Source organism: Amycolatopsis tolypomycina (genome assembly GCF_900105945.1).
Classification (GTDB): Bacteria; Actinomycetota; Actinomycetes; order Mycobacteriales; family Pseudonocardiaceae; genus Amycolatopsis; species Amycolatopsis tolypomycina.
On the sequence record NZ_FNSO01000004.1, the window covers coordinates 7,841,594 to 7,860,234 of the forward strand.

The 18,641-nt window shown below is 67.7% G+C and carries 20 protein-coding genes; 13 read left to right on the forward strand and 7 right to left on the reverse strand.

Annotation, left to right across the window (positions count from 1 at the left end; genetic code table 11):
• Positions 1-2: 2 nt before the first annotated feature.
• The gene (locus tag BLW76_RS45875) at positions 3-1,097 is read left to right on the forward strand and encodes a tyrosine-type recombinase/integrase (protein ID WP_167384947.1); all 1,095 of its coding nucleotides are present in this window, start codon (positions 3-5) and stop codon (positions 1,095-1,097) included.
• Here the strand turns inward: BLW76_RS45875 and BLW76_RS48255 are convergent.
• Entirely contained in the window at positions 1,055-2,371 is a 1,317-nt protein-coding gene (locus tag BLW76_RS48255; RefSeq protein WP_143060807.1) for a hypothetical protein, read from the reverse strand. The two genes, BLW76_RS45875 and BLW76_RS48255, sit on opposite strands and share 43 nt — an antisense overlap.
• Positions 2,372-2,745: 374 nt before the next feature.
• Between BLW76_RS48255 and BLW76_RS45880 the strand changes: the two genes are divergently transcribed.
• The 6 genes from BLW76_RS45880 to BLW76_RS45905 all read left to right on the forward strand — a co-directional run bounded on the left by BLW76_RS45880 (position 2,746) and on the right by BLW76_RS45905 (position 6,996).
• Positions 2,746-3,108: a hypothetical protein gene (locus tag BLW76_RS45880; RefSeq protein WP_091318796.1), complete on the forward strand. Its 363-nt coding sequence runs from the start codon at positions 2,746-2,748 to the stop codon at positions 3,106-3,108.
• Positions 3,109-3,169: 61 nt separating this feature from the next.
• Positions 3,170-3,775: a histidine phosphatase family protein gene (locus tag BLW76_RS45885; protein ID WP_091318799.1), complete on the forward strand. Its 606-nt coding sequence runs from the start codon at positions 3,170-3,172 to the stop codon at positions 3,773-3,775.
• 73 nt (positions 3,776-3,848) lie between these two features.
• Positions 3,849-4,430, forward strand: coding sequence for a transglutaminase domain-containing protein (locus BLW76_RS45890; protein ID WP_091318801.1), 582 nt, complete (start codon positions 3,849-3,851; stop codon positions 4,428-4,430).
• Between the two features lie 183 nt (positions 4,431-4,613).
• A complete protein-coding gene (locus tag BLW76_RS45895) occupies positions 4,614-5,627 on the forward strand; it encodes a hypothetical protein (RefSeq protein WP_167384948.1) in 1,014 nt (337 codons plus the stop codon).
• A gap of 2 nt (positions 5,628-5,629) precedes the next feature.
• Positions 5,630-6,268, forward strand: coding sequence for a hypothetical protein (locus tag BLW76_RS45900; RefSeq protein ID WP_091318803.1), 639 nt, complete (start codon positions 5,630-5,632; stop codon positions 6,266-6,268).
• A 74-nt stretch (positions 6,269-6,342) separates the two neighbouring features.
• Entirely contained in the window at positions 6,343-6,996 is a 654-nt protein-coding gene (locus BLW76_RS45905) for an HD family phosphohydrolase (RefSeq protein ID WP_091318805.1), read from the forward strand.
• Here BLW76_RS45905 and BLW76_RS45910 read toward each other — a convergent pair.
• The 3 genes from BLW76_RS45910 to BLW76_RS45920 all read right to left on the reverse strand — a co-directional run bounded on the left by BLW76_RS45910 (position 6,993) and on the right by BLW76_RS45920 (position 10,298).
• On the reverse strand, positions 6,993-7,643 hold the full coding sequence (locus BLW76_RS45910; protein WP_091318807.1) for a class II aldolase/adducin family protein: 651 nt from the start codon (positions 7,641-7,643) through the stop codon (positions 6,993-6,995). The genes BLW76_RS45905 and BLW76_RS45910 overlap by 4 nt on opposite strands.
• Positions 7,644-7,987: 344 nt before the next feature.
• Positions 7,988-9,487 (reverse strand): ISAs1 family transposase, encoded by a 1,500-nt coding sequence (locus BLW76_RS45915; RefSeq protein WP_425266050.1) that lies wholly within the window; start codon positions 9,485-9,487, stop codon positions 7,988-7,990.
• On the reverse strand, positions 9,372-10,298 hold the full coding sequence (locus tag BLW76_RS45920; protein ID WP_091318811.1) for a coiled-coil domain-containing protein: 927 nt from the start codon (positions 10,296-10,298) through the stop codon (positions 9,372-9,374). The genes BLW76_RS45915 and BLW76_RS45920 overlap by 116 nt, the downstream gene beginning before the upstream one ends.
• 163 nt (positions 10,299-10,461) lie before the next feature.
• Between BLW76_RS45920 and BLW76_RS45925 the strand changes: the two genes are divergently transcribed.
• Genes BLW76_RS45925 through BLW76_RS45930 form a run of 3 tightly spaced genes read left to right on the forward strand, consistent with a single transcriptional unit; the run spans position 10,462 to position 13,048 of the window.
• Entirely contained in the window at positions 10,462-11,631 is a 1,170-nt protein-coding gene (locus BLW76_RS45925) for a DUF445 family protein (RefSeq protein ID WP_208613631.1), read from the forward strand.
• Between the two features lie 36 nt (positions 11,632-11,667).
• Positions 11,668-11,799 (forward strand): hypothetical protein, encoded by a 132-nt coding sequence (locus tag BLW76_RS50635; RefSeq protein WP_279627729.1) that lies wholly within the window; start codon positions 11,668-11,670, stop codon positions 11,797-11,799.
• A 40-nt stretch (positions 11,800-11,839) separates the two neighbouring features.
• Positions 11,840-13,048 (forward strand): DUF445 domain-containing protein, encoded by a 1,209-nt coding sequence (locus BLW76_RS45930; protein ID WP_091318815.1) that lies wholly within the window; start codon positions 11,840-11,842, stop codon positions 13,046-13,048.
• A gap of 92 nt (positions 13,049-13,140) precedes the next feature.
• Here the strand turns inward: BLW76_RS45930 and BLW76_RS45935 are convergent, their stop codons facing one another.
• Genes BLW76_RS45935 through BLW76_RS45945 form a run of 3 tightly spaced genes read right to left on the reverse strand, consistent with a single transcriptional unit; the run spans position 13,141 to position 15,779 of the window.
• Positions 13,141-14,016: a metal ABC transporter permease gene (locus BLW76_RS45935; protein ID WP_091318816.1), complete on the reverse strand. Its 876-nt coding sequence runs from the start codon at positions 14,014-14,016 to the stop codon at positions 13,141-13,143.
• Between the two features lie 3 nt (positions 14,017-14,019).
• Positions 14,020-14,865 (reverse strand): metal ABC transporter ATP-binding protein, encoded by an 846-nt coding sequence (locus BLW76_RS45940; protein ID WP_091318818.1) that lies wholly within the window; start codon positions 14,863-14,865, stop codon positions 14,020-14,022.
• Between the two features lie 2 nt (positions 14,866-14,867).
• On the reverse strand, positions 14,868-15,779 hold the full coding sequence (locus BLW76_RS45945; RefSeq protein WP_091318820.1) for a metal ABC transporter solute-binding protein, Zn/Mn family: 912 nt from the start codon (positions 15,777-15,779) through the stop codon (positions 14,868-14,870).
• A gap of 186 nt (positions 15,780-15,965) precedes the next feature.
• On the opposite strand from BLW76_RS45945, the gene BLW76_RS45950 reads away from it, so the two are divergent.
• The 3 genes from BLW76_RS45950 (at position 15,966) to BLW76_RS45960 (ending at position 18,637) form a co-directional block, all read left to right on the forward strand.
• Positions 15,966-17,066 (forward strand): LacI family DNA-binding transcriptional regulator, encoded by a 1,101-nt coding sequence (locus BLW76_RS45950; protein ID WP_091318822.1) that lies wholly within the window; start codon positions 15,966-15,968, stop codon positions 17,064-17,066.
• A gap of 102 nt (positions 17,067-17,168) precedes the next feature.
• Positions 17,169-17,660: a beta-class carbonic anhydrase gene (locus BLW76_RS45955; RefSeq protein ID WP_091318823.1), complete on the forward strand. Its 492-nt coding sequence runs from the start codon at positions 17,169-17,171 to the stop codon at positions 17,658-17,660.
• Between the two features lie 41 nt (positions 17,661-17,701).
• Positions 17,702-18,637, forward strand: a complete 936-nt coding sequence (locus BLW76_RS45960; RefSeq protein ID WP_091318825.1) for a glycosyltransferase — start codon at positions 17,702-17,704, stop codon at positions 18,635-18,637.
• Positions 18,638-18,641 lie beyond the last annotated feature (4 nt).

The window sequence follows — 18,641 nt, forward strand, 5'->3', positions numbered from 1 at the left end:
GCTTGAGCGGCGTCCGAAATCTTCGGAGCACATCAGGGGCGTACACCGATCCGGACGCGGGGAAGGTGCCGTTTCAACAGTACGCGGACAAGTGGCTGCGCACGCAGACCTTCGAGGAGTCCACGCGTGAGTCGGTCGGCGTCCGGCTCAAGAACCACATCTATCCCCACCTCGGGGACAAGTACCTGGACATGGTGAAGCCGTCGAGCATCCGGGAGTGGGACCGGGCGCTGCAGGACTGCAAGCTCGCGGCGAGCTACCGGCAGGTGCTCTTCGTCCACGTGCAGAGCATCTTCAACGCTGCGATCGATGACGAGCTGATCAGGAAGAATCCGTGCAACGCGGCGTCGGTGCGAAAGCCGTCCATTCCCGCGCGCAAGATCGTTCCATGGACGACCGACCGGGTTCACGCCGTGCGCGGTGCCATCTCCGAGCGGTACAAGGTCACGGTGTCGCTCGGTGCCGGTCTCGGCCTGCGGCAGGGTGAGGCGTTCGGCCTGGCCCTCGATGACGTCGACTTCGACGAAGACATGGTGACGGTCCAGCGACAGGTGAAGTTCGTCTACGGCAAGCCATGCTTCGGGCCGCCCAAGCGGGGCAAGATCCGCGAGGTCCCGCTGCCCTCGTCGGTCGCCCAGGACATAAAGGAGCACGTCGCGAAGTTCCCGCCGATCGTCGTCACGCTGCCGTGGCAGCACCCCGGCGGGGAACTCGTCTCGGCTCGGGTCATCGTCTATTCACGGGACCTGACTGCCATCTCCCGCCCGGTCTACAACCAGTGGGTGTGGGGGCCAGCCTTGAAGAAGGCGGAGGTTCCCCGGGTCAAGCGCGTTGACGGGTTCCACGCGCTGCGGCACTTCTACGCCTCCACGCTGCTGGACGCTGGCGAGTCCATCACCGCACTCGCAGAACACCTCGGTCACAGCGATCCAGGGTTCACACTGCGGACATACACGCATCTCATGCCGTCGAGTAAGGATCGGACCCGCCGGGCTATCGATTACGCGTTTAACTTCGAGAGTTGCTCTTGGACTGAGGCGACCGGCTCCGCCGACTACGTGAAATCGCTAGCTCCACGCTCACTGACCTTCGATTGAATCACTTTCAACTCAGGCTTTTTACTCTCCGCCCTCGCTCGCCTATTCATCAAAGCAGCAATCGCGCGCATCGTGGCATTTGCATTCATCCAAGAAATTTCTTCCTTGAAGGCGTCGAAATCCAGATCCCTCCGAAAGCTTTCGATTATGGAATCGAGCCAAGCATGATAAGCATGCTTCTTACCGTATGCGATGATTCTGCTTCGAACAGAGGCCCTAATATGCACGCTTACGCGCCAAGCGGTGATCTTGCCGTCATCTTGGAGACTTCCAAGGTAGCCGGCACTGAAGTTGAGCGGAAGGGAGGCGTTCGTCGCATGAAAATCGACTTCCAACTCTAGCGACATACTCTTATTGAAGATCCGGACATGTCCGGTGTCGATACGCTCAACCTTACTACCCTTCGGCAAAGTCAGTTCAAATCTGCTATAGTAATATGAGCCAGACTGAATCATGAATACTTCAGCTTCGTCTTCGTCGCCATCCACGCCATCCAGTGGATCGAATCCCACTCGATCCCGCACATCTCCCGTAAATAAGGCAAAAGCCCTATTGCTCAGTAGCACAGCCGGAACATCGTTGCGTTCCATGTCGACCAAGTCTTGCTTTTTAAATCGGTCCGCATTGCCAAAGTAGTCACGAAGATGGCTCGACAAACGCTGAAGGAGCATAAACTCGACAACTTCTTTGACAAGTTTGACCGAAGCGTTGTTCGGCACCTCCATTCGAACTCTCGAAATCTTTACTGTCCGCTTCTCGCGACCACGCGCGTCGACGCCTTCAGCGTTACTTTCATTCCTGGAGATTTTGCGTCTAACGAGCCGAAATGGCTCCTTTTTCCACTGGGCATGAAGAGCCTGATTTTCTGCAAATAAGGATCTGGTCAGCCGTCGAAATTCTTCAGAAAATCCATAGCCGGGGATCGAGGATACCCGATGATAGCCATTTTCATACTCTTGATTGTCCACGTCATCGACCTCTGGTCGACGTGCGGCCGATTCCTCGAATTCGTCAATCGTCAGGAAAACCGCGTTAACCCGCTCATACAGCGCCCGCTTCTTTAGCTTTTTTGCCACAACATATGCGGTCACTAGACCCACCAGAGCGCTGCCGAGAATAACGGAGACCTTATCTCCCAGGAAACTGGATAACGTGCCCGATACCAGATTAATTCCAAGCGCGGCAATAACCGCGAGAGACAGTAACTCCGAAAGCGAAGAACGAGTTTCCTTCACATCACCAAGAATACTACGCGGCGGTCGATCGGCACCCAATTGATCTCCTATCCCTGTCGAACCACGAAGCTTCCAAGCTTTGCTGTATCAAGTTCGCTCAGAAGACATGAGGCGTTACATACGCGCATCAACTCCCCGAGCCAGGAGCACTGCGACAGCTTCGGTGACCACTGAGCCGCCGACTCAATCCGCACAAGACAGTCGAGGTCCTTCACGCTCGTCGGATATCTCCGCTGTGCCGATCAAGCCTCGGCATTGCGGCGCGTCGTAGGCCGTCGACAACGTGCTCGGCGTCCGGCCTGAACCCCCGGCACGGCCCGATGACGGCCTGGCGGCATGATCTAGGTCATGAACCGCAGGTCAAGCGCGGTTCCATACCTTGTACTACCAGTTCTGAGCGGGAGCCCCGAGTCATGACCGATCCTGTCGACCTGGCCAAGGTGCCGGGCGTGATCCCGTACGTGGACAACCACAACGGCCCCCGCCGCCTCCTGACGGTCGAGATCCCGCACCTGGGCCACACAGTCCGCGCGTACGCACCGATAGCCAGCATCGACGGCCGCCAGTACGTGGTCTCCTGGGGATCGGTCTCCTTCGAGATCCCGGCGGACCGCAACGTCCACGTGAGCGTCCACCTCCACACGAACAGCGGCCACGACCTCACGATCACGCCGTTCGCCTCGACGGTCCTCTCGCCCCACCCGGCCGCGCTGCGCCTGAGTGCCCAGTTCGCCCCGAGCCAGCGCCCCGAAGGCACCCTCGTCCCCATCGGCTGAGGCTGCGGCGAATTCGTCGAACCCGCTCACCCGAACGGCCCAAGCGTGAAAGCCTGGACCCGTGCTGACCACGCGGTACCTCTTCCTCACCCGCCACGCCGAGGCGGGGCCGGACGGAAGGCTCACCGAAGCCGGTCAGCGCCAGGCCATCCTGCTCGGCCGTCGCCTCCGCGATGTCCCCGTCACGGCCATCCACCACGGGCCGCTCCCGAGGACCACCGAGACCGCGCACCTCATCGCCGGCCAGCTCCCCGAAGTTCCCCTCTACGTCGAGAAGGCGGCAGGCGACTTCGTCCCGTACACGCCGAAGCGCGAGGAGCTCCCCGAAACCTCCGGTGACCTCCTCCTCGCCTTCGCCCGCCAGTTCCCGCCCGCCGACGAAGACCTCGCCGTCGAAGCCGAACGGCGGTTCACCGGCCCGGTGCCGGGCAGCGAGCCGCGGTACGAAGTGCTTGTCACGCACAACTTCCTCGTCGGCTGGCTCATCCGCGCCTCCCAGGACGCCCCGCCGTGGCGCTGGCTCACCCTCACTCACGCCAACGCCGGCCTGACCGTCATCCGGTACTCCCCGGGCCGCCCCGCGTCGCTGCTGGCCTACAACGACCTGAGCCACCTCCCCGCCGAGCTGCGCTGGACCGGCTTCCCACCGGACTTTTACGTTCCGTAGTGGACAAACGCGAAGCGTAGCCGGGCCCGGAAATCGTTCTCGCCCGAATGGCCGAGCCTGTCAGGATGCGTGGATGGCCCTCGACCCAACGCCCACGTCCGATCGGCTGAGCGACTACCTCGCCGCCGACGCCGTCGTCGACCACGGGCACCCGGCGATCCGCTCGCTGGCCGCGGCGCTGCGTCCCGGCGGTGAAGATCCCGTCGAAGCCGCGAAAACCGCCTTCCTGTTCGTGCGCGACGAGGTCGAACACGTCATCGACGCCGACGATCCGCGAGTCACCTGGCGGGCGTCGGACGTCCTGCGCGAACGCGTCGGCATCTGCTACGCCAAGGCCCACCTGCTCGCCGCTTTGCTGCGCGCACAAGGGATTCCGGCCGGTTTCTGCTACCAGGAGCTCTCCGCGCTGCACGGCCTGAACGCCGTGTACCTGCACGGCAAGTGGTCCAGGCTCGACGCCCGCGGCAACCGCACCGGCGCCGGCGGCGAGTTTTCGCTCGACGTGGAGAAACTGGCCTGGCCGGTGGACACCGCCCGCGGCGAACGCGACCACCCGGAGATCCACCCGGCGCCCGCACCGGTCGTCGTCGATTTCCTGATGACCGCCGCGCCCGGGCCCGGCTGGTACGAAAAGGGGCTGCCGCGCACTCTTTGATCATGGTTTTCCGCGATTTTCGGAAAACCGCCCGAGCCGGAAAGTTATTGCCGAGAGTGACGTCTGTCCGTCAGTCCTGTCCCCCGAACTTCTTATTTCGCACACCCTCCGAGGCGCGTAAAGTGACTCCCCGCGCTCGAACAGACACTTTACGCATACGTCCGTTCGAGTGGCTCGAGGGAGGTGAAGCACGTGGCCGCGGCTGGCGGACGCCTCCGCCGTACCCCACTGCAAGAGATCTTCTGGACCAGGACGAGCCTGCTCCTCACGGTGCTCGTCGTGGTCGCCGGCCTGAGCCTGTGGATCGCCGGCCTGATGGACCCCGGCACCGGGAAGAACCTGGTGACGTCGCTGGGCACCGGCACCCTGATCTCCGCGATCGTCGGGTTCGGCACCACCCTGATCACCGCGAGCGCGTCACAGAAGGCGCTCGTGACACCGGTGATCGAGGAGAGCCGGCGTGCCCTCGAGGACCTCAGCGCCGAATACCGCGCGCTGAACAAGGAGTTCTTCCCCACCGACGTGTTCGAGCCGACCACCGATCCGGACCCCGCGTTCAACCGCAGGCTGATGGCCGACCTCGACGCGACGCGGCAGTACTTCTTCCGCGGCTTCTCCGGGCGGCACGCGGCCGCCCGCCTGTTGCTTTCCCGCACCGAACGGGAACTGCGCGCCGTCATCGCCGATCCGCGCGACGCGAACTCGATCAGCGGGCGCGCCCGGTACCTGTTGCGGCGCGAGGAGGCCGACGTCGACTACGAGCGGATCCAGACCCGGCTCGACGAAGAGATCCGGATCGGGCTCGTCGGCCTCTTCCTGGCGCGCAGCCGGTGCGCGTCGGTCGACATCACCGTGGTCGCCGACCCGCCGCTGGACCGGCTCGAAATGTTCGACGACAGCGTGTGGGTGTCGCTCTACAGCGACGTCCGCGGCGCCACGAAGCTGTACCCGCGGTCCCTGCGGTTCACCGAAGGTTCCTTCCTCTACAACATGGAACGCGCCGAATTCGTGCGCGTCTCGCAGTCCCGGACCGGCCGCCACTTCCGCATCACGTCCGCGACGACGCGGACGGATTTCCTGGCGCTGTTCGAGAAGATCACCGGATCCCCGTTGTCCGAGGAGCAGTTCCGCGAGCTGGAGGCCAAGTTCCACGCCTTCCGCGCGGAGTTCTCCGCAGTCGCCGAGCTAGGGAGCTGACCTTGCTCACCCGCCTGTCCCCCCTTTCCGAACTGGCCACGCGCCTGCGCACGGCCGGGTTCCCGCTCGCCTCGGAATGGCGCGCGGTCGACGGCTGGTTCCGGCCGTGGGCCGCCCAGTCCGGCCTGCGGGACGAGCTGCGCGCGCAGCTCCGCACGCTGACTGCCGCGCAGGCCACGAAGGTCCTGCGCTCGTCCCGGGAAACGACGACGCACTTCGCCTGGTGCCTGCTCGATTCGCCGTCCGACCCGTTTTCCTTCTGGCTGCACGAATACAAGGCGCAGGAGGACTGGCGGGCCGGGTACGCGGATTCCGTGCACAACCACAGGTACCACTTCTGCACCACGATCCTCCGTGGTGACTACCTGCACGAGCGGTACGAGACGACGATCGACGCCGGCACCGGGCTGATCGCGTCGGCGCGGTTGCGCCGCCGGACGCGGTGCGCGGCCGGAGCCTGCGCCACCATGCTGGCCGACGAATTCCACCGGATCCCCGAAGCGGCCGCCGGAACGATGACTTTCCTCGTGAAATCACGCCCGGTGAGCAGTTTCAGCTTGTCATTCGACCCGGCCTGCGGAATCGGCCATCGTCACGTTCCGGTCGAGGTCCGATTGGGGGAATTGGCCGACCGCATCTAGCTACACACCGGCGTCAGCGGCGCTTACCATTACTCCACCCGTCTGAAATACCACGGCCGGGATGGGAGAGGTGTATGCGCACGCAGGAAAGCACGATCGACCACGTGATCGTCGGCGCCGTCGAGAGAAAGGTCCACCGGCTCTGCCGGCAGTACGCCGACCGGCTGCAGTTCCACGGCTGGCACCACGTGAGTTTCGTCCGCGCGAAGGCGGCCGGTTTCGCCCGCTTCAACGGCGCCGACGTCGCGGCGGTGGAAGTGGCCGCGCTGGTGCACGACGTCAACTACCTGGTGCTCCGGAACTCGCCCGCCGCGGCGGGCCGGAGCATGCGGCTGGAAATCCTCGCCGAATGCGGCGTGCCACCGCGGATCGCGCGGTGGATCGACGAGATCGTCGACGAAGCGGAAATGGCCACCCGCGGCCGGGACATTTCCCTGGAGGCGCAGGCGTTGAGCGACGCGGACACGTTGTTCAAGGCGCTGCCGGTGACGCCGGTGGTGCTGGCGCACCACTACCTGCGCGAGAACGGGCTGAGCCTGCGCGAGCTGGCGCACAAGATCGTCGGCGAGCAGTGCGAGGTCCACGACGAGGGCTACTACTTCTACAACCCGGAGGCGGCGGCCACGTACTCCCGCTGGGCGACGGCGAACCTGCAGCTGTGGCAGTGCATCAAGGAGGCGGTCGACGACCCGTCGGTGGCCGAGCTGCTGGACGCGGTGGCGTCCTAACCCTGCCCGTAACCCCGCAGCCGGTCGACGACGTTGGCAACCTCGACCGGCGGCAGCAGACTGGGCCGCCCGGCACTCTGCGCGAGCAGCCACACCCGGCAGGCCCATTCGAGCTGCTGGGCCCGGTGATAGGCGGCCTCAAGGCCGTCACCGTAGGTAAGGGTGCCGTGGTTGGCCATCAGACAGCCACGGCGCCCATCAAGGGCTTCCAGCACGGCGGCGGCGAGTTCGGGCGTGCCATAGGTGGCGTAGCGCGCGACGCGCACCGACGGTCCGATCGTGGCGATGACGTAGTGGATCGGCGGAACTTCCCGCACCAGCGTCGAGACGGCGGTGGCATGCGGCGAGTGCGTGTGGACGACGGCGGTAACGGGCTCACCATCCGGGTCACGGACGTCCCAGTAGACGGAGAGGTGCATCGGAAGTTCACTGGTCGGCTTGAGCGAGCCATCGACAACCTGCCCCCCGAGATCGACAACGGCGATGTCAGCGGGGGTGAGGCTGGCATAGGCAACCCCGGTGGGCGTGACGGCGACGAGATCACCGGCCCGCACGGAGACGTTCCCGGAGGTCCCGACAACAAGGCCGTCACCGACCATCCGGCGCGCATAGGCACACACGGCGGCCCGCTCGGTCTCGAGGATCATGCACAGTTCCCGTCTCGTGGGTGATCAGCGGCTGCTGTGCAGACTGCCAGCCACCCACGAGTGTCGGCCACCTCCCCGGCCGGCCCCACACAGGCCCCCACCCTCCCGCAGGGTTCCGGCAAAGTTGTCCGAGCAGCCGCGCTGCTGGGCTCAGCCGGGCGTGGCAGCGGGTTCGAACGTCATGAAAGTGTCTTTCATGACGTCTGGCGCAGTGAACGAGTCGTTCACTGCATCGGCGACAGCTCCACCGGCCTTCGGCCACCCGGTGAAGGGTCACTCAGCGATCGACTTTGCCGGAACCCTGCCACCCTCCCGCAGGGGCCCGGCAAAGTTGTTTGTGCTGGTCATGTGGGGATTCCGTAGAGGGTGAGGGGCCGGGTGGCGTGGCGGGCTGTGTGGCGTAGGGCGGCTGCGATGTTGGTGCGGCCTGCTGCGCGGTAGGCGCTGATGGCGAGGTTGCGGAGGGTGGCCATGGCGCGGGGTGCGGTGCCGGTGCGGACGCGGGAGGCGTCTTCGCCGTAGGTGGTGTCGCGGACGCAGTGCAGCCGGTTCTCGATGCTCCAGTGCCCGCGCAGGAGAGTGGCGATGGTGGCGGGGCCGGCTTGGTCGGGGGTGAGGGGGGTGATGCCGTAAACGGTGTGATTTTCCCGTTTTCCGCTCACGCGGTCGGTGCGGTAGCGGGTGGTCTGGAAGACCTGTGCGGCGTGCGGGAAGTCGAGGTCGTCGGGGGCGGGCAGGGCTTCGGTGGTGCGTTGTTCGAGGCGTCCGTGCCCGATTCCGGTGCTGGTGTGGCGGGTGGCCTGGGGCCAGGGCAACGCCTGCAGCCGGGCGTGGAGGCGGTGCTGGTTTTCCTTGACGGTGAACACATAGTGCGCGTCGCGGTGGGTGAGGTAGCGGGCCAGGCCGCGGGTGGTGTGCAGTGCGTCGGCGGTGACCACGACGCCGGTGAGGTCGATGCCGTCGAGCAGGGGCTGCATCCAGGTGATCTCGCTTGTTCCCCTGGCCACGTTCTGCTGGGCCAGCACGATCGCGTCCTGGTGGGTCAGTGCGGAGAGCAGATGGACCCCCGCTCCGCCGGTGCGGGCGAAGGTGCCGCGCAGTGATTTGCCGTCCACCGCGATCGCTGTTGGCGTGCGTTCCGATGGGCTGCCTGCGGTGGTGGTCGCGGTAATCCAGGCGCTGATCGCGGTGTCGAGGTCGTCGCCGTCGATGCTGGAGAGCACCCGTCGCACGGTGGCCTCGCCCGGGGCGACGTGCCGGTCACGGCAGGGGTCGAACCGGGTGCCCAGCCGGGCCAGCACACGCTGTGGTGCATCCGCGGCCCACTCGCCGATTGCGGTGAACGACTGGGCTCCCGCGGCGACCGCGGCGGCGGCCAGCGTCAGGATCGATTCCAGTGAATGCCGTATCCCGCGCCGCTTCCGTGGATCAGGCACCAGGACGAGATATTCCCGCAGGTCAGCGACCTGGTCAAGGTCAGCGGCGGTGGCCAGCTGAGCCACCGCGGCAGGAATGGGAGAAGATGCAACAGCAGGCACGGCTCTCTCACAGATCATGGGCTTCGACAACCACATGATCACCACCGAGAGCCGTGCCTGCCTGCAACGACACGACTTTGCCGGAACCCTGCCCACCCTCCCGAGGGCGTCCCTAGTCCAGGCTACCGGCTCTGACCTGCAAAAACGCTCACTCCGGAAATCTGTGGACAACCCGAGCCGATGTGGATAACTAGGCCTTCGCCGGGGCCGAGGCCTTCGGTGCCGGGGCCGGCTTGCGGTCGCCGTTCGCCGCGGCGGCGGGCTTCTCGGCCGAAGCCGGACCCGAGCCCGAGCCCGAGCCCGCATCCTCCTCAGCAGGCGGCACCAGCAACCGCATGGCTTCCTTCACAGCCACATCCGTCGCAGCGATCCGCTCAGCCACCTTCGCCCGCAGGTCCAGCGCCAGCTTCCGGTTCTGATCCGCCGTAGCCTGGGAATCCCGAGCCGCCGCCAGCGCCGCCTCCGTCTCGCGCTTCTTCTGCGCGAACTCCTCCTCGAAGGCCTTCTTCCGCGCCGCCAGCTCCTCCGCCGCGACCCGGTCCGCCTCTTCACGCGCCGCCGCCGCCGCTGCCTCCGCCGCCGCGTCCGCTTCCTGGCGGGCCCGCTCGGCCGCCGCCGCCAGTTCGACCCGCTTCGCGCCCGCCGCCGCGTTCAGCTTCTCGATCTCGGCCCGTGCCTCCGACAGCAGCCGCGCGCGCTCTTCCTCCGCGTCCTTCGCCAGCTTGTCGGCCGTGCGGCGGGTCTCGTGCGCGTACTTGTCCGCCTGGTCACGGGTCGACGCCGCGTCCGCCTCCGCCGCCGATCGCAGGTCCGCGATCTCCTCCTCGGCCAGCTGCATCATCATCCGGACGCGCTCGGCCATCGCGCCCGCGCCGGACGGGCTCGAGCTCATCCTGGCCAGTGCGGCCTTCGTCTCGGCCAGCTCCTTCTGCGCGTACGCGAGGGCCTTCGTCAGGTCCGCGGACGTCGCGACGGCGTCGTCGCGGTTGCGCGACGTCTCGCGCAGCTCCTTGGTCAGCTCGGCGAGACGCTCGTCGACCTGGCGCTGGTTGTAGCCGCGGACACCCACGGCGAACTGGGCGGTCTTCGGGGAGTGGGGCTTCTCAGGCGCGACCATCGGGCCACCTTAATGAGCAAGGGTCCTTCGGGGCGTACCGCCAAAAGGATGCATCACGGATATTGGAACCCCCGGTGACGCATGGCATTCTGGGGCCCGACGCGAGGAGGCCACAGTGGACATACTCGCGGACATCGGTGCCCACTGGCCGGTCTACGCCAGCATGCCGCTGATCGCCGCCCTGATCGGCTACCTCACCAAGCGCGTCGCCATCGAGATGATGTTCCGCCCCCTGGAGTTCAAAGGCGTCAGACCCCTCGGCTGGCAGGGCGTCATCCCGGCGAACGCGCGGCGGATGGCCACCACGGCCGTCGATCTGCTCACCCGCAACCTCGTCGACCCGAAGGAGATCTTCAGCAGGCTCGATCCGGAAGAAATGGTCAAAGAGCTCGAACCACCGCTGCTGAAGGCCGTCGAAGAAGTCACGCGGGAGGTCATGGAGACCCACCAGCCGCGACTGTGGGAGATGCTGCCGGCGCGGGCGCAGCGGCTGCTCGTCGACCAGGTCCGCGCGCAGGCGCCCGCCGTCGTCAAGCGGCTGCTGCGGGACGTCTCCGCTAACATCGACGACGTCCTCGACGTCAACGACATGCTGATCGGCGCGATGGTCCGCGACAAGTCGCTCACCTGCCGGCTGATCCGCGAGGTCGCCGCGCCCGAGTTCAAGTTCATCGCGCGCTCGGGGATCTGGTTCGGGTTCGTCATCGGGCTGGTCCAGTTCGTCGCCTGGGCGCTGACGAAGCAACCGCTGATCATGCCGGTCTTCGGTTTCGTCACGGGCTTCGTCACGGACTGGCTCGCCCTCAAGATGATCTTCTACCCGCGCGAACCACGCGGGTTCGGCTTCTTCCGCTGGCAGGGCATGTTCCAGAAGCGCCGCCAGGAGGTCGCCGCCGACTACGGGGCGCTGATCGCCGACGAGGTGCTCACCGTGCGGAACGTGATGGAGGCCGTGCTCACCGGGCCGCGCTCGGACAAGCTGTTCGCCATGGTCACCCGCGAGGTGCAGCGCACGATCGACGCGCAAGCCAGCATCGCCAAGCCGCTGGTCGCGCTCACCATCGGCGGCCGGCAGTACCAGGAGATGAAGCGCGCGGCAGCCGCCAAAGCGATCGAGTTCCTCCCCGAAACGGTGAAACACGTCGAGAGCTACGCCACCGGCGCGCTCGACGTCCGAAACACGATCGTCACGAAGATGCAGCAGCTGACCCCGCTCGAGTTCGAGGGCATCCTGCGGCCGGCCTTCAAGCAGGACGAGTGGAAGCTCATCGCCGTCGGCGCGGTCATCGGTGGCCTGGTGGGTGAGCTCCAGGTGCTCCTCCTGCTGCACTGATCACGGGCAACGACTACGGCCGGGCGAGGACGTTTGATGAACCTGGGCCGGTCGCTGGCCCGGCTGGGCGAGCCGGACCAGGCCCGCGGCTGCTGGCGGCGCGCGCGGGACGTCTTCGAGGAACTCGGCGCCCCGCAGGCGGAGGAGGCTTCGGCGCTCGTCGGGTAGCCGGTACGGTTTCGATCTCGGGACCGCGAGGGAGGCCGGAATGGACGCTGTCCTGCACGACCTCGCCCTGCACTGGCCGCTCTACGCCGCGATGCCCTTCGTCGCCGCGCTGATCGGGTACGTCACCAAGCGCGTGGCCATCGAAATGATGTTCCGGCCGCTCGAGTTCATCGGGATCCCGCCGCTGCTGGGGTGGCAGGGCGTCGTCCCGAAGCACGGCGGGCGGATGGCCGCCGTCGCGACCGAGCTGCTCACCGCGAACCTGCTCGACCTGCGGGAAGTGCTCGCGCGGATCGATCCGGTGATCATCACCAGCGAGCTGGAACAGCCGCTGCTGAAGGCGGTCGACCACATCGCGCGCGAGGTGCTGGCCGAGCACCACCCGCGGCTGTGGGAGGTGCTGCCGACGCTGGCGCAGGAGATGCTGGTCAAGCAGGTCCAGGCGTCGGCGCCGCGGCTGGTGCGGGAGTTCCTCGACGACGTCCGCGAGAACCTCGACGAGGTGCTCGACGTCCAGCACATGACCGTCCAGCGGCTCACGCGGGACAAGAAGCTGCTCGTGCGGCTGATCCGCGAGACGTCCCGGCCGGAAATGGCGTTCATCGCGCGGATGGGCATCTACTTCGGCTTCGGGCTCGGCCTGGTCCAGACGATCGTGTGGGCGGTCACGCGCGAGCCGTGGGTGCTGCCGGTCTTCGGCGGGGTGATCGGGCTGTGCACCGACTGGCTGGCGATCAAGCTGATCTTCGTCCCGCGCGAGCCGGTGCGCGTGGGCCGGGTGATCTTCCAGGGCAAGTTCCAGCGCCGCCGGGCCGAGGTGGCGCGGCAGTACGGCGAGCTGATCGCGAACGAGGTCCTGACGGTCCAGAACCTGCTGGACGCCATCCTGCGCGGCCCCCGAGCGGACCGGCTGGCGGCGCGGGTGGAGCACCTCGTGTCGGAAACGGTCGACGCGCAGATGCCCCTGGCCTGGACCGTCGGCGGCACCCGTCTGAAGGAGATGAAGCAGGCCGCGGCGCGGAAGGCACTGGAGCACCTGCCGGACACGGCCCGGTACGCCGAGGGCTACCTCACCGAGGCGATGGACGTCGCGAAGGTGATCGAGCAGCGGATGCTGGCCCTGACACCCCTGGAGTTCGAGGGCCTGCTGCGGCCGGCGTTCCGGCAGGACGAGTGGAAGCTGATCGCCGTCGGCGGGGTGATCGGGTTCGTGGTGGGTGAGCTGCAGGTCCTGCTGATGCTCGGCTGACAGCGCCCCAATGTGGCGTTGGTTGCGTCCAACGCACCCAATGTGGCGTTCGGTGCGTCCAACGCACCGAACGCCACATTGGGGCGCTTGAGTCAGGCCGCCGCGACGAGGGCCGGCTCCACCGTGCTCACCCTCGTCCGGCGGTCGCGCTGCCAGGCGATCACCCGGCACACCACGTAGATCAGGAACGAAATCGCCGTCACGAACGCGCTCACCGGGAGCCCGGGTGCCAGTGACAGCACGATCCCGCCGATCGCCGACACCTCGGCGAACACCACCGACAGCACCGTCGCCTTCCACGGGGACGCCGTCACGCGGGCGGCCGCCGCGGCCGGGGTCACCATCAGGGCCACCACCAGGAGCGAGCCGACCACCTTGACGCTCAACGCGGTCGAAATGCCCACCAAAAGGGCGAAAACCACGGTGAGGGTCTTCACCGGGACCCCGCGCGCCACGGCCACGTTCCGGTCCACCGAAGCGAACAACAGCGGCCGGTACACCACCGCCAGCACCGCCAGCACCACCACCGACGACACCACGAACAACGTCAGGTTCGTCGAATCGATGGTGATGATCTGGCCCGTCAAGATCCCGAACTTGTTCCCGGACCGTCCTTTGTAGAACGACAGGAACAGCACGCCCATGCCGAGCCCGAAGGACAGGATCACGCCGATCACCGAGTCGCGGTCGGCGTCGCGGGCGCCCAGGATGCCCAGCAGCAGCGCCGCCACCACCGCGCCGATCAGGGCGCCGTACTCGACGCCGATCCCGAGCAGCAACGCCGCCGCGCCGCCGGTGAACGCCAGCTCCGACGTGCCGTGCACCGCGAACGACATCCGGCGCATCACGATCAGCGGGCCCAGCACGCCGGCCACCAGGCCGAGGATCGCGGCCGCCAGCAACGCCGTCTGGACGCCGTCGAGCTCGGTGATCAGCTCCCAGGTCTTGCCGAAGTCGAACAGATCCAAGACTCAGCCCACTTGCTCTTCGACGTCGTGTTCGTGGTGGTGCGGCTCGGCCTCGCACAACGCGCTCTGCGCGCCCGCGATGTGGATCTGGCCGCCGACCTTGAGCACCTCGACGCGGGTGCCGTACAGCTCCGACAACGTCTCCGTCGTCATGACCTCGTCGGGCTTGCCGATCCGGAACTGCCCGTTGACCAGGTAGAGCACGCGGTCGACGAACGGCAGCACCGGGTTGATCTCGTGCGTCACGAACAGCACCGCGGTGCCCGACGACCGGCGGCGCCCGTCGATCAGCTCGCTGATCGCGCGCTGGTGGGCCAGGTCGAGGGACAGCAGCGGCTCGTCGCACAGCAGCACTTCGGGGTCGCCGACCAGGGCCTGCGCCACCCGCAGCCGCTGCTGCTCGCCGCCGGACAGCCTGCCGACCGGCTGCTTCGCGTACCGCGTGGCCCCGACGGCGGAAACAGCTTCGGAAACGAGCCGGCGCCGGGCCGCCATGCCCGGGAACCCGAACCCCCAGCGGTGCCCGTCGAGGCCCAGCCCGACCAGGTCGACACCCCGCAGCGTCAGCGCCTCGTCGATGGCGCGCTGCTGCGGGATGTACCCGACCCTGCGGTTCGCGCCGCCGGGGCGGCCGCCCGCGATCTCGACCGTGCCCGCCGACAGGTCCTGCATGCCGAGCAGCGCCTTGAGGAAGCTGCTCTTGCCGGAGCCGTTCGGGCCGAGCACGGCGAGGAACTCCCCCGGCTCGACGACGAGGTCCAGCCCCGACCAGAGGGTGCGGGGGCCGAACGCGAGCCCCGCCCCGCGGACCCGGACCGCGGGGCGTACGTCGTCGGATGCGGGTGACATGGCTACTTCAACGCCCCAGCCAGCTCGTCGACTTCCCCGGTCATCCAGCCAATGTAGTCCGTCACACCCGCGGGCAGCGTCTCGGTCACGCCGACCACGCCGATGCCGGCCTCCTTCGCCTGCTTGACGACGTCCTGGGTCAGCGGCGTCACGGTCTGCTCGTTGTTGATCAGCGCCTTGACCTGTTTGGTGGCGATGAGCTGCTTGTACTGGTTCACCGCGTCGGCCGGGACGTCGGTGTCGTTCTCCACCGCGTCCGAAAACGCCTTCGGCGTCGCGTCGGTGATCTTGGCGCTTTCCAGCAGGTAGTGCGCGACCGGCTCGGTGACGACGACCTTCGTACCCGGGTGGGCGGCGCCGAGCTCTTCGAGCCGCTTCTCGAGCGCGTCGACCTTCGTCTTGAACGCGGTCGCGTTGTCGGCGAACTGCTGCTTCGACGCCGGCTGGAGCTCGCCGAGCTGCGCGGCGACCTGGTCGGCGATCTTGTCGACGCCCGGCAGGTCGTACCAGACGTGCTCGTTTTCGTCGCCGGTGGCGGCGATGTCGTAGGCGACGAGCTTCTTGGCGCTGCCCGCCTGCTCGGTGAGCTTGCCGAAGAACTCGTCGTACCCACCGCCGTTGGACAGCAGCAGCTGCGCGCCCTTCGCCGCGAGGGCGTCGTCCGCCGTCGTTTCGTACGAGTGCGGGTCGGCCGACGGGTCGTGGATGATCGACTTGACCTCGACCTTGTCGCCACCGACGGCGCTGACCACGCTGCCCCAGACGTCGGTCGACGCGACGACCTTGATCTTGGCGTCGCTGCCCGCCTGCGCGCCGCCGCCGTCGGAGGACGTCCCGCCGGAGCACGCGGCCAGAGCGAGCATGGACAGAGCCGAAGCGGCGGCGAGCACGCTCCTGGTGCGACGAGAACTCATCGAGGAACTCCTGAGAGGGACGCAGACGCTAATGGTAACCGTTGTCAGATTCACCTTACCCCATCCGGATGACTTTCTGGCCATGAGTTCCCGCTTTGGTGTATGCGTCTGCGCGCATGCGGATCGAGACATCGACCACGCGGGGTGTCTCTTCAGGAAACCGATCTGAACCGTTACGGTTTGCTGATGGGACGTCCTATTCGCACCCGGAGGCAGGCGACGCTGGCGTCGCTCGCGGCGGAGCTCGGTGTGTCCAGGACCACGGTGTCCAACGCCTACAACCGGCCGGACCAGCTGTCCCCGGAACTGCGCCGCCGCGTCCTCGAGACAGCGCGGCGCCTCGGCTACCCCGGTCCAGACCCGGTCGCCCGCTCCCTGCGCACGCGCAAGGCGGGCGCGGTCGGCCTGCTGCTGACCGAGAACCTCTCCTACGCCTTCCGCGACCCCGCCGCCGTCGGCGTGCTCGAAGGACTGGCACTGGCCTGCGAAGACGCCGGCGTCGGCCTGCACCTGGTGCCGGCCAGCCCGGGCCGCGAAGACGTCGCCGCGGTGCACCGGGCCGGTGTCGACGGCTTCGTCGTCTACTCCGTGCCGGACGACGACCCGCACCTCGCCGCCGTGATGGAGCGGCCGGTGCCGACGGTGATCATCGACCAGCCGAGCTTCGAGGGCATCGACCGCGTCGGCCCGGACGACGCCGCCGCGGTCGGCAAGATCGCGGAGCACCTGGTGACGCTCGGGCACCGCCAGGTCGGCGTCATCTGCATGCGGCTGGCCCGCGAGCGCAACGACGACTTCGTCTCGGCGGCCCGCCAGAGCGGCGCGCACTTCCACGTCCAGCGCACCCGGCTGGAAGCGCTGGCCGTGGCGTTCTCCGCGGCGGGCGTCGACTGGGCGAGCGTCCCGGTGGTCGAGCGCTTCGACCACACGGTGGACGACGGCGCGTCCGCGGCCCGCCAGCTGCTGGACGCGTACCCGCAGATCACGGCGGTGATCTGCACGTCGGACATCCTCGCGCTCGGCGCGATGGCCGAGGCCGAGCGGCGCGGGCTGCGGGTGCCGCAGGACCTCACCGTCACCGGGTTCGACGGCATCGCCGAAGCCGAGCGGATCGGGCTCACCACGGTCCACCAGCCGGTGCTGGAGAAGGGCAAGACGGCAGGCCGGCTACTGCTCAGCTCGGGCGAGCGGAGCGCGCCGAAGGTGATCACCCTGCCGACCGAGCTGCGCGTCGGCCGCACGTCGGCGCCGCCGCGGACGGTCGAGGAGCCGTGGTTCGGGGGCTGACACCCCGTGACATTGCCCTTAGTGCATTGCCCATCGGGGCACCGACCCGGTCCAATGGAGTGGTACGCCCGCGCCGCGGGGCCACTGGCCGGAAGGTGACCGATGACCTCGATCGACGTACTGCTCAAGCGCAACCAGGAACTCGGCGAGGTGACGCCCGGCGACCGGTCGTCCCCCAAGCCGTCGCTCCAGGTGGCCATCCTGACCTGCATGGACGCCCGCATCCGGGTGTTCGAGCTGTTCGGGCTCCTGCAAGGCGAGTCGCACGTCCTCCGCAACGCGGGCGGCGTGGTGACCGACGACATGATCCGCTCGCTGGCGCTTTCGCAGCGCAAGCTGGGTACGCGCGAGGTGCTGATCGTCCAGCACACCGAGTGCGGCCTCTCGATGGTCACCGAGGACGACTTCAAGGACGAGCTCGAGACCGACACGGGCCTGCGGCCGACGTGGTCGGTCGAGGCCTTCCGCAGCGTCGAGAACAGCGTCCGGACGTCGATGGAGCGGGTGCGGCGCAGTGCCTACCTGCCGCACACCGAGACCGTGCGCGGGTTCGTCTACGACGTGAAGACCGGGAAGCTCACCGAGGTCCAGTAGCATTCCCATCCAGATGACGTAGACATCTGGATGGGAACAGCATGCGCATCCTGTTCGCCGGGCTCGCGTCCGCCGGCCACACGTACCCGATGCTCCCGCTCGCGGCCGCGGCGCGGGACATCGGGCACGAGGTGTACTTCGCCGCCGGTGAGCACGTCCACGCGTCGCTGCGAGGGCTGAACCCGTTCCGGCCCGCGGACTCGTTCTACGAGATCTACGCCGAAGACATCGAACCCGACCTGAAGCGGCTGCGGCCGGAACTGGTCGTGCACGGCTGGGGCGTCCCGGAGGTGGGCCTCGCGGCGAAGCGCGCCGGGATCCCGTCGCTCTGGCACGGCTTCGGCCGGATGTTCCCCGACGGGATCGGGCTGACGCGTCCCGGCGGCGGCGTGCACCTCGACATCTGCCCGCCGTCGCTGCAGGACGCGGACTTCCTCGCGACCGCCGAGCGCATCGCCTTGCGGCCGGTGCCGTTCGCCGAGCCGGGCGGCTTCCCGGGACCGCTGATCTACCTGACCCTCGGCACCGCCTTCGGCACCCCGGAGGTGCTCACGACGGCGATCGAAGGGCTGGCCACGCTCGGCACGCACGTCGTGGTGGCCACCGGCGGGGTGGCCCTCGGGCCGCAGCCGGCCCACGTGACGGCCCGGGCCTGGGTACCGCAGGCAGCGGCGATCGCGCACGCGGACCTCGTCGTGCACCACGGCGGCAGCGGCACCACCCTCGGCGCGCTCGCCGCCGGCGTGCCGCAGCTGGTCCTGCCGCAGGGGGCCGACCAGTTCGCCAACGCCGACGCGCTGGTCGCCGCGGGTGCCGCGGTGCGGCTCCTGCCCGGCGAGCTGACCGCGGACGCCGTCGCCGAACAGGCCCGGAAGGCGTCCGCCTGCCGGGACGCGGCCCGCGCGGTCGCCGCGGAAATCGCCGCGATGCCGTCGCCGGAGGAAGTGGCCCGCGAGCGCCTTCCCGAGGTGAAGTAGCCTC

Excerpts from the sequence above, each read along its gene's own strand:
- BLW76_RS45945 (WP_091318820.1), bottom strand. The coding sequence starts at position 15,779 with ATGAGTTCTCGTCGCACCAGGAGCGTGCTCGCCGCCGCTTCGGCTCTG.
- BLW76_RS45925 (WP_208613631.1), top strand. The coding sequence starts at position 10,462 with ATGCCGCTGATCGCCGCCCTGATCGGCTACCTCACCAAGCGCGTCGCC.
- BLW76_RS45890 (WP_091318801.1), top strand. The coding sequence starts at position 3,849 with ATGGCCCTCGACCCAACGCCCACGTCCGATCGGCTGAGCGACTACCTC.
- BLW76_RS45950 (WP_091318822.1), top strand. The coding sequence starts at position 15,966 with ATGGGACGTCCTATTCGCACCCGGAGGCAGGCGACGCTGGCGTCGCTC.
- BLW76_RS45905 (WP_091318805.1), top strand. The coding sequence starts at position 6,343 with ATGCGCACGCAGGAAAGCACGATCGACCACGTGATCGTCGGCGCCGTC.
- BLW76_RS45910 (WP_091318807.1), bottom strand. The coding sequence starts at position 7,643 with ATGATCCTCGAGACCGAGCGGGCCGCCGTGTGTGCCTATGCGCGCCGG.
- BLW76_RS45915 (WP_425266050.1), bottom strand. The coding sequence starts at position 9,487 with ATGCGGGCTCGGGCTCGGGCTCGGGTCCGGCTTCGGCCGAGAAGCCCG.
- BLW76_RS45940 (WP_091318818.1), bottom strand. The coding sequence starts at position 14,865 with ATGTCACCCGCATCCGACGACGTACGCCCCGCGGTCCGGGTCCGCGGG.
- BLW76_RS45880 (WP_091318796.1), top strand. The coding sequence starts at position 2,746 with ATGACCGATCCTGTCGACCTGGCCAAGGTGCCGGGCGTGATCCCGTAC.
- BLW76_RS45960 (WP_091318825.1), top strand. The coding sequence starts at position 17,702 with ATGCGCATCCTGTTCGCCGGGCTCGCGTCCGCCGGCCACACGTACCCG.
- BLW76_RS50635 (WP_279627729.1), top strand. The coding sequence starts at position 11,668 with ATGAACCTGGGCCGGTCGCTGGCCCGGCTGGGCGAGCCGGACCAGGCC.
- BLW76_RS45930 (WP_091318815.1), top strand. The coding sequence starts at position 11,840 with ATGGACGCTGTCCTGCACGACCTCGCCCTGCACTGGCCGCTCTACGCC.
- BLW76_RS45955 (WP_091318823.1), top strand. The coding sequence starts at position 17,169 with ATGACCTCGATCGACGTACTGCTCAAGCGCAACCAGGAACTCGGCGAG.
- BLW76_RS45920 (WP_091318811.1), bottom strand. The coding sequence starts at position 10,298 with ATGGTCGCGCCTGAGAAGCCCCACTCCCCGAAGACCGCCCAGTTCGCC.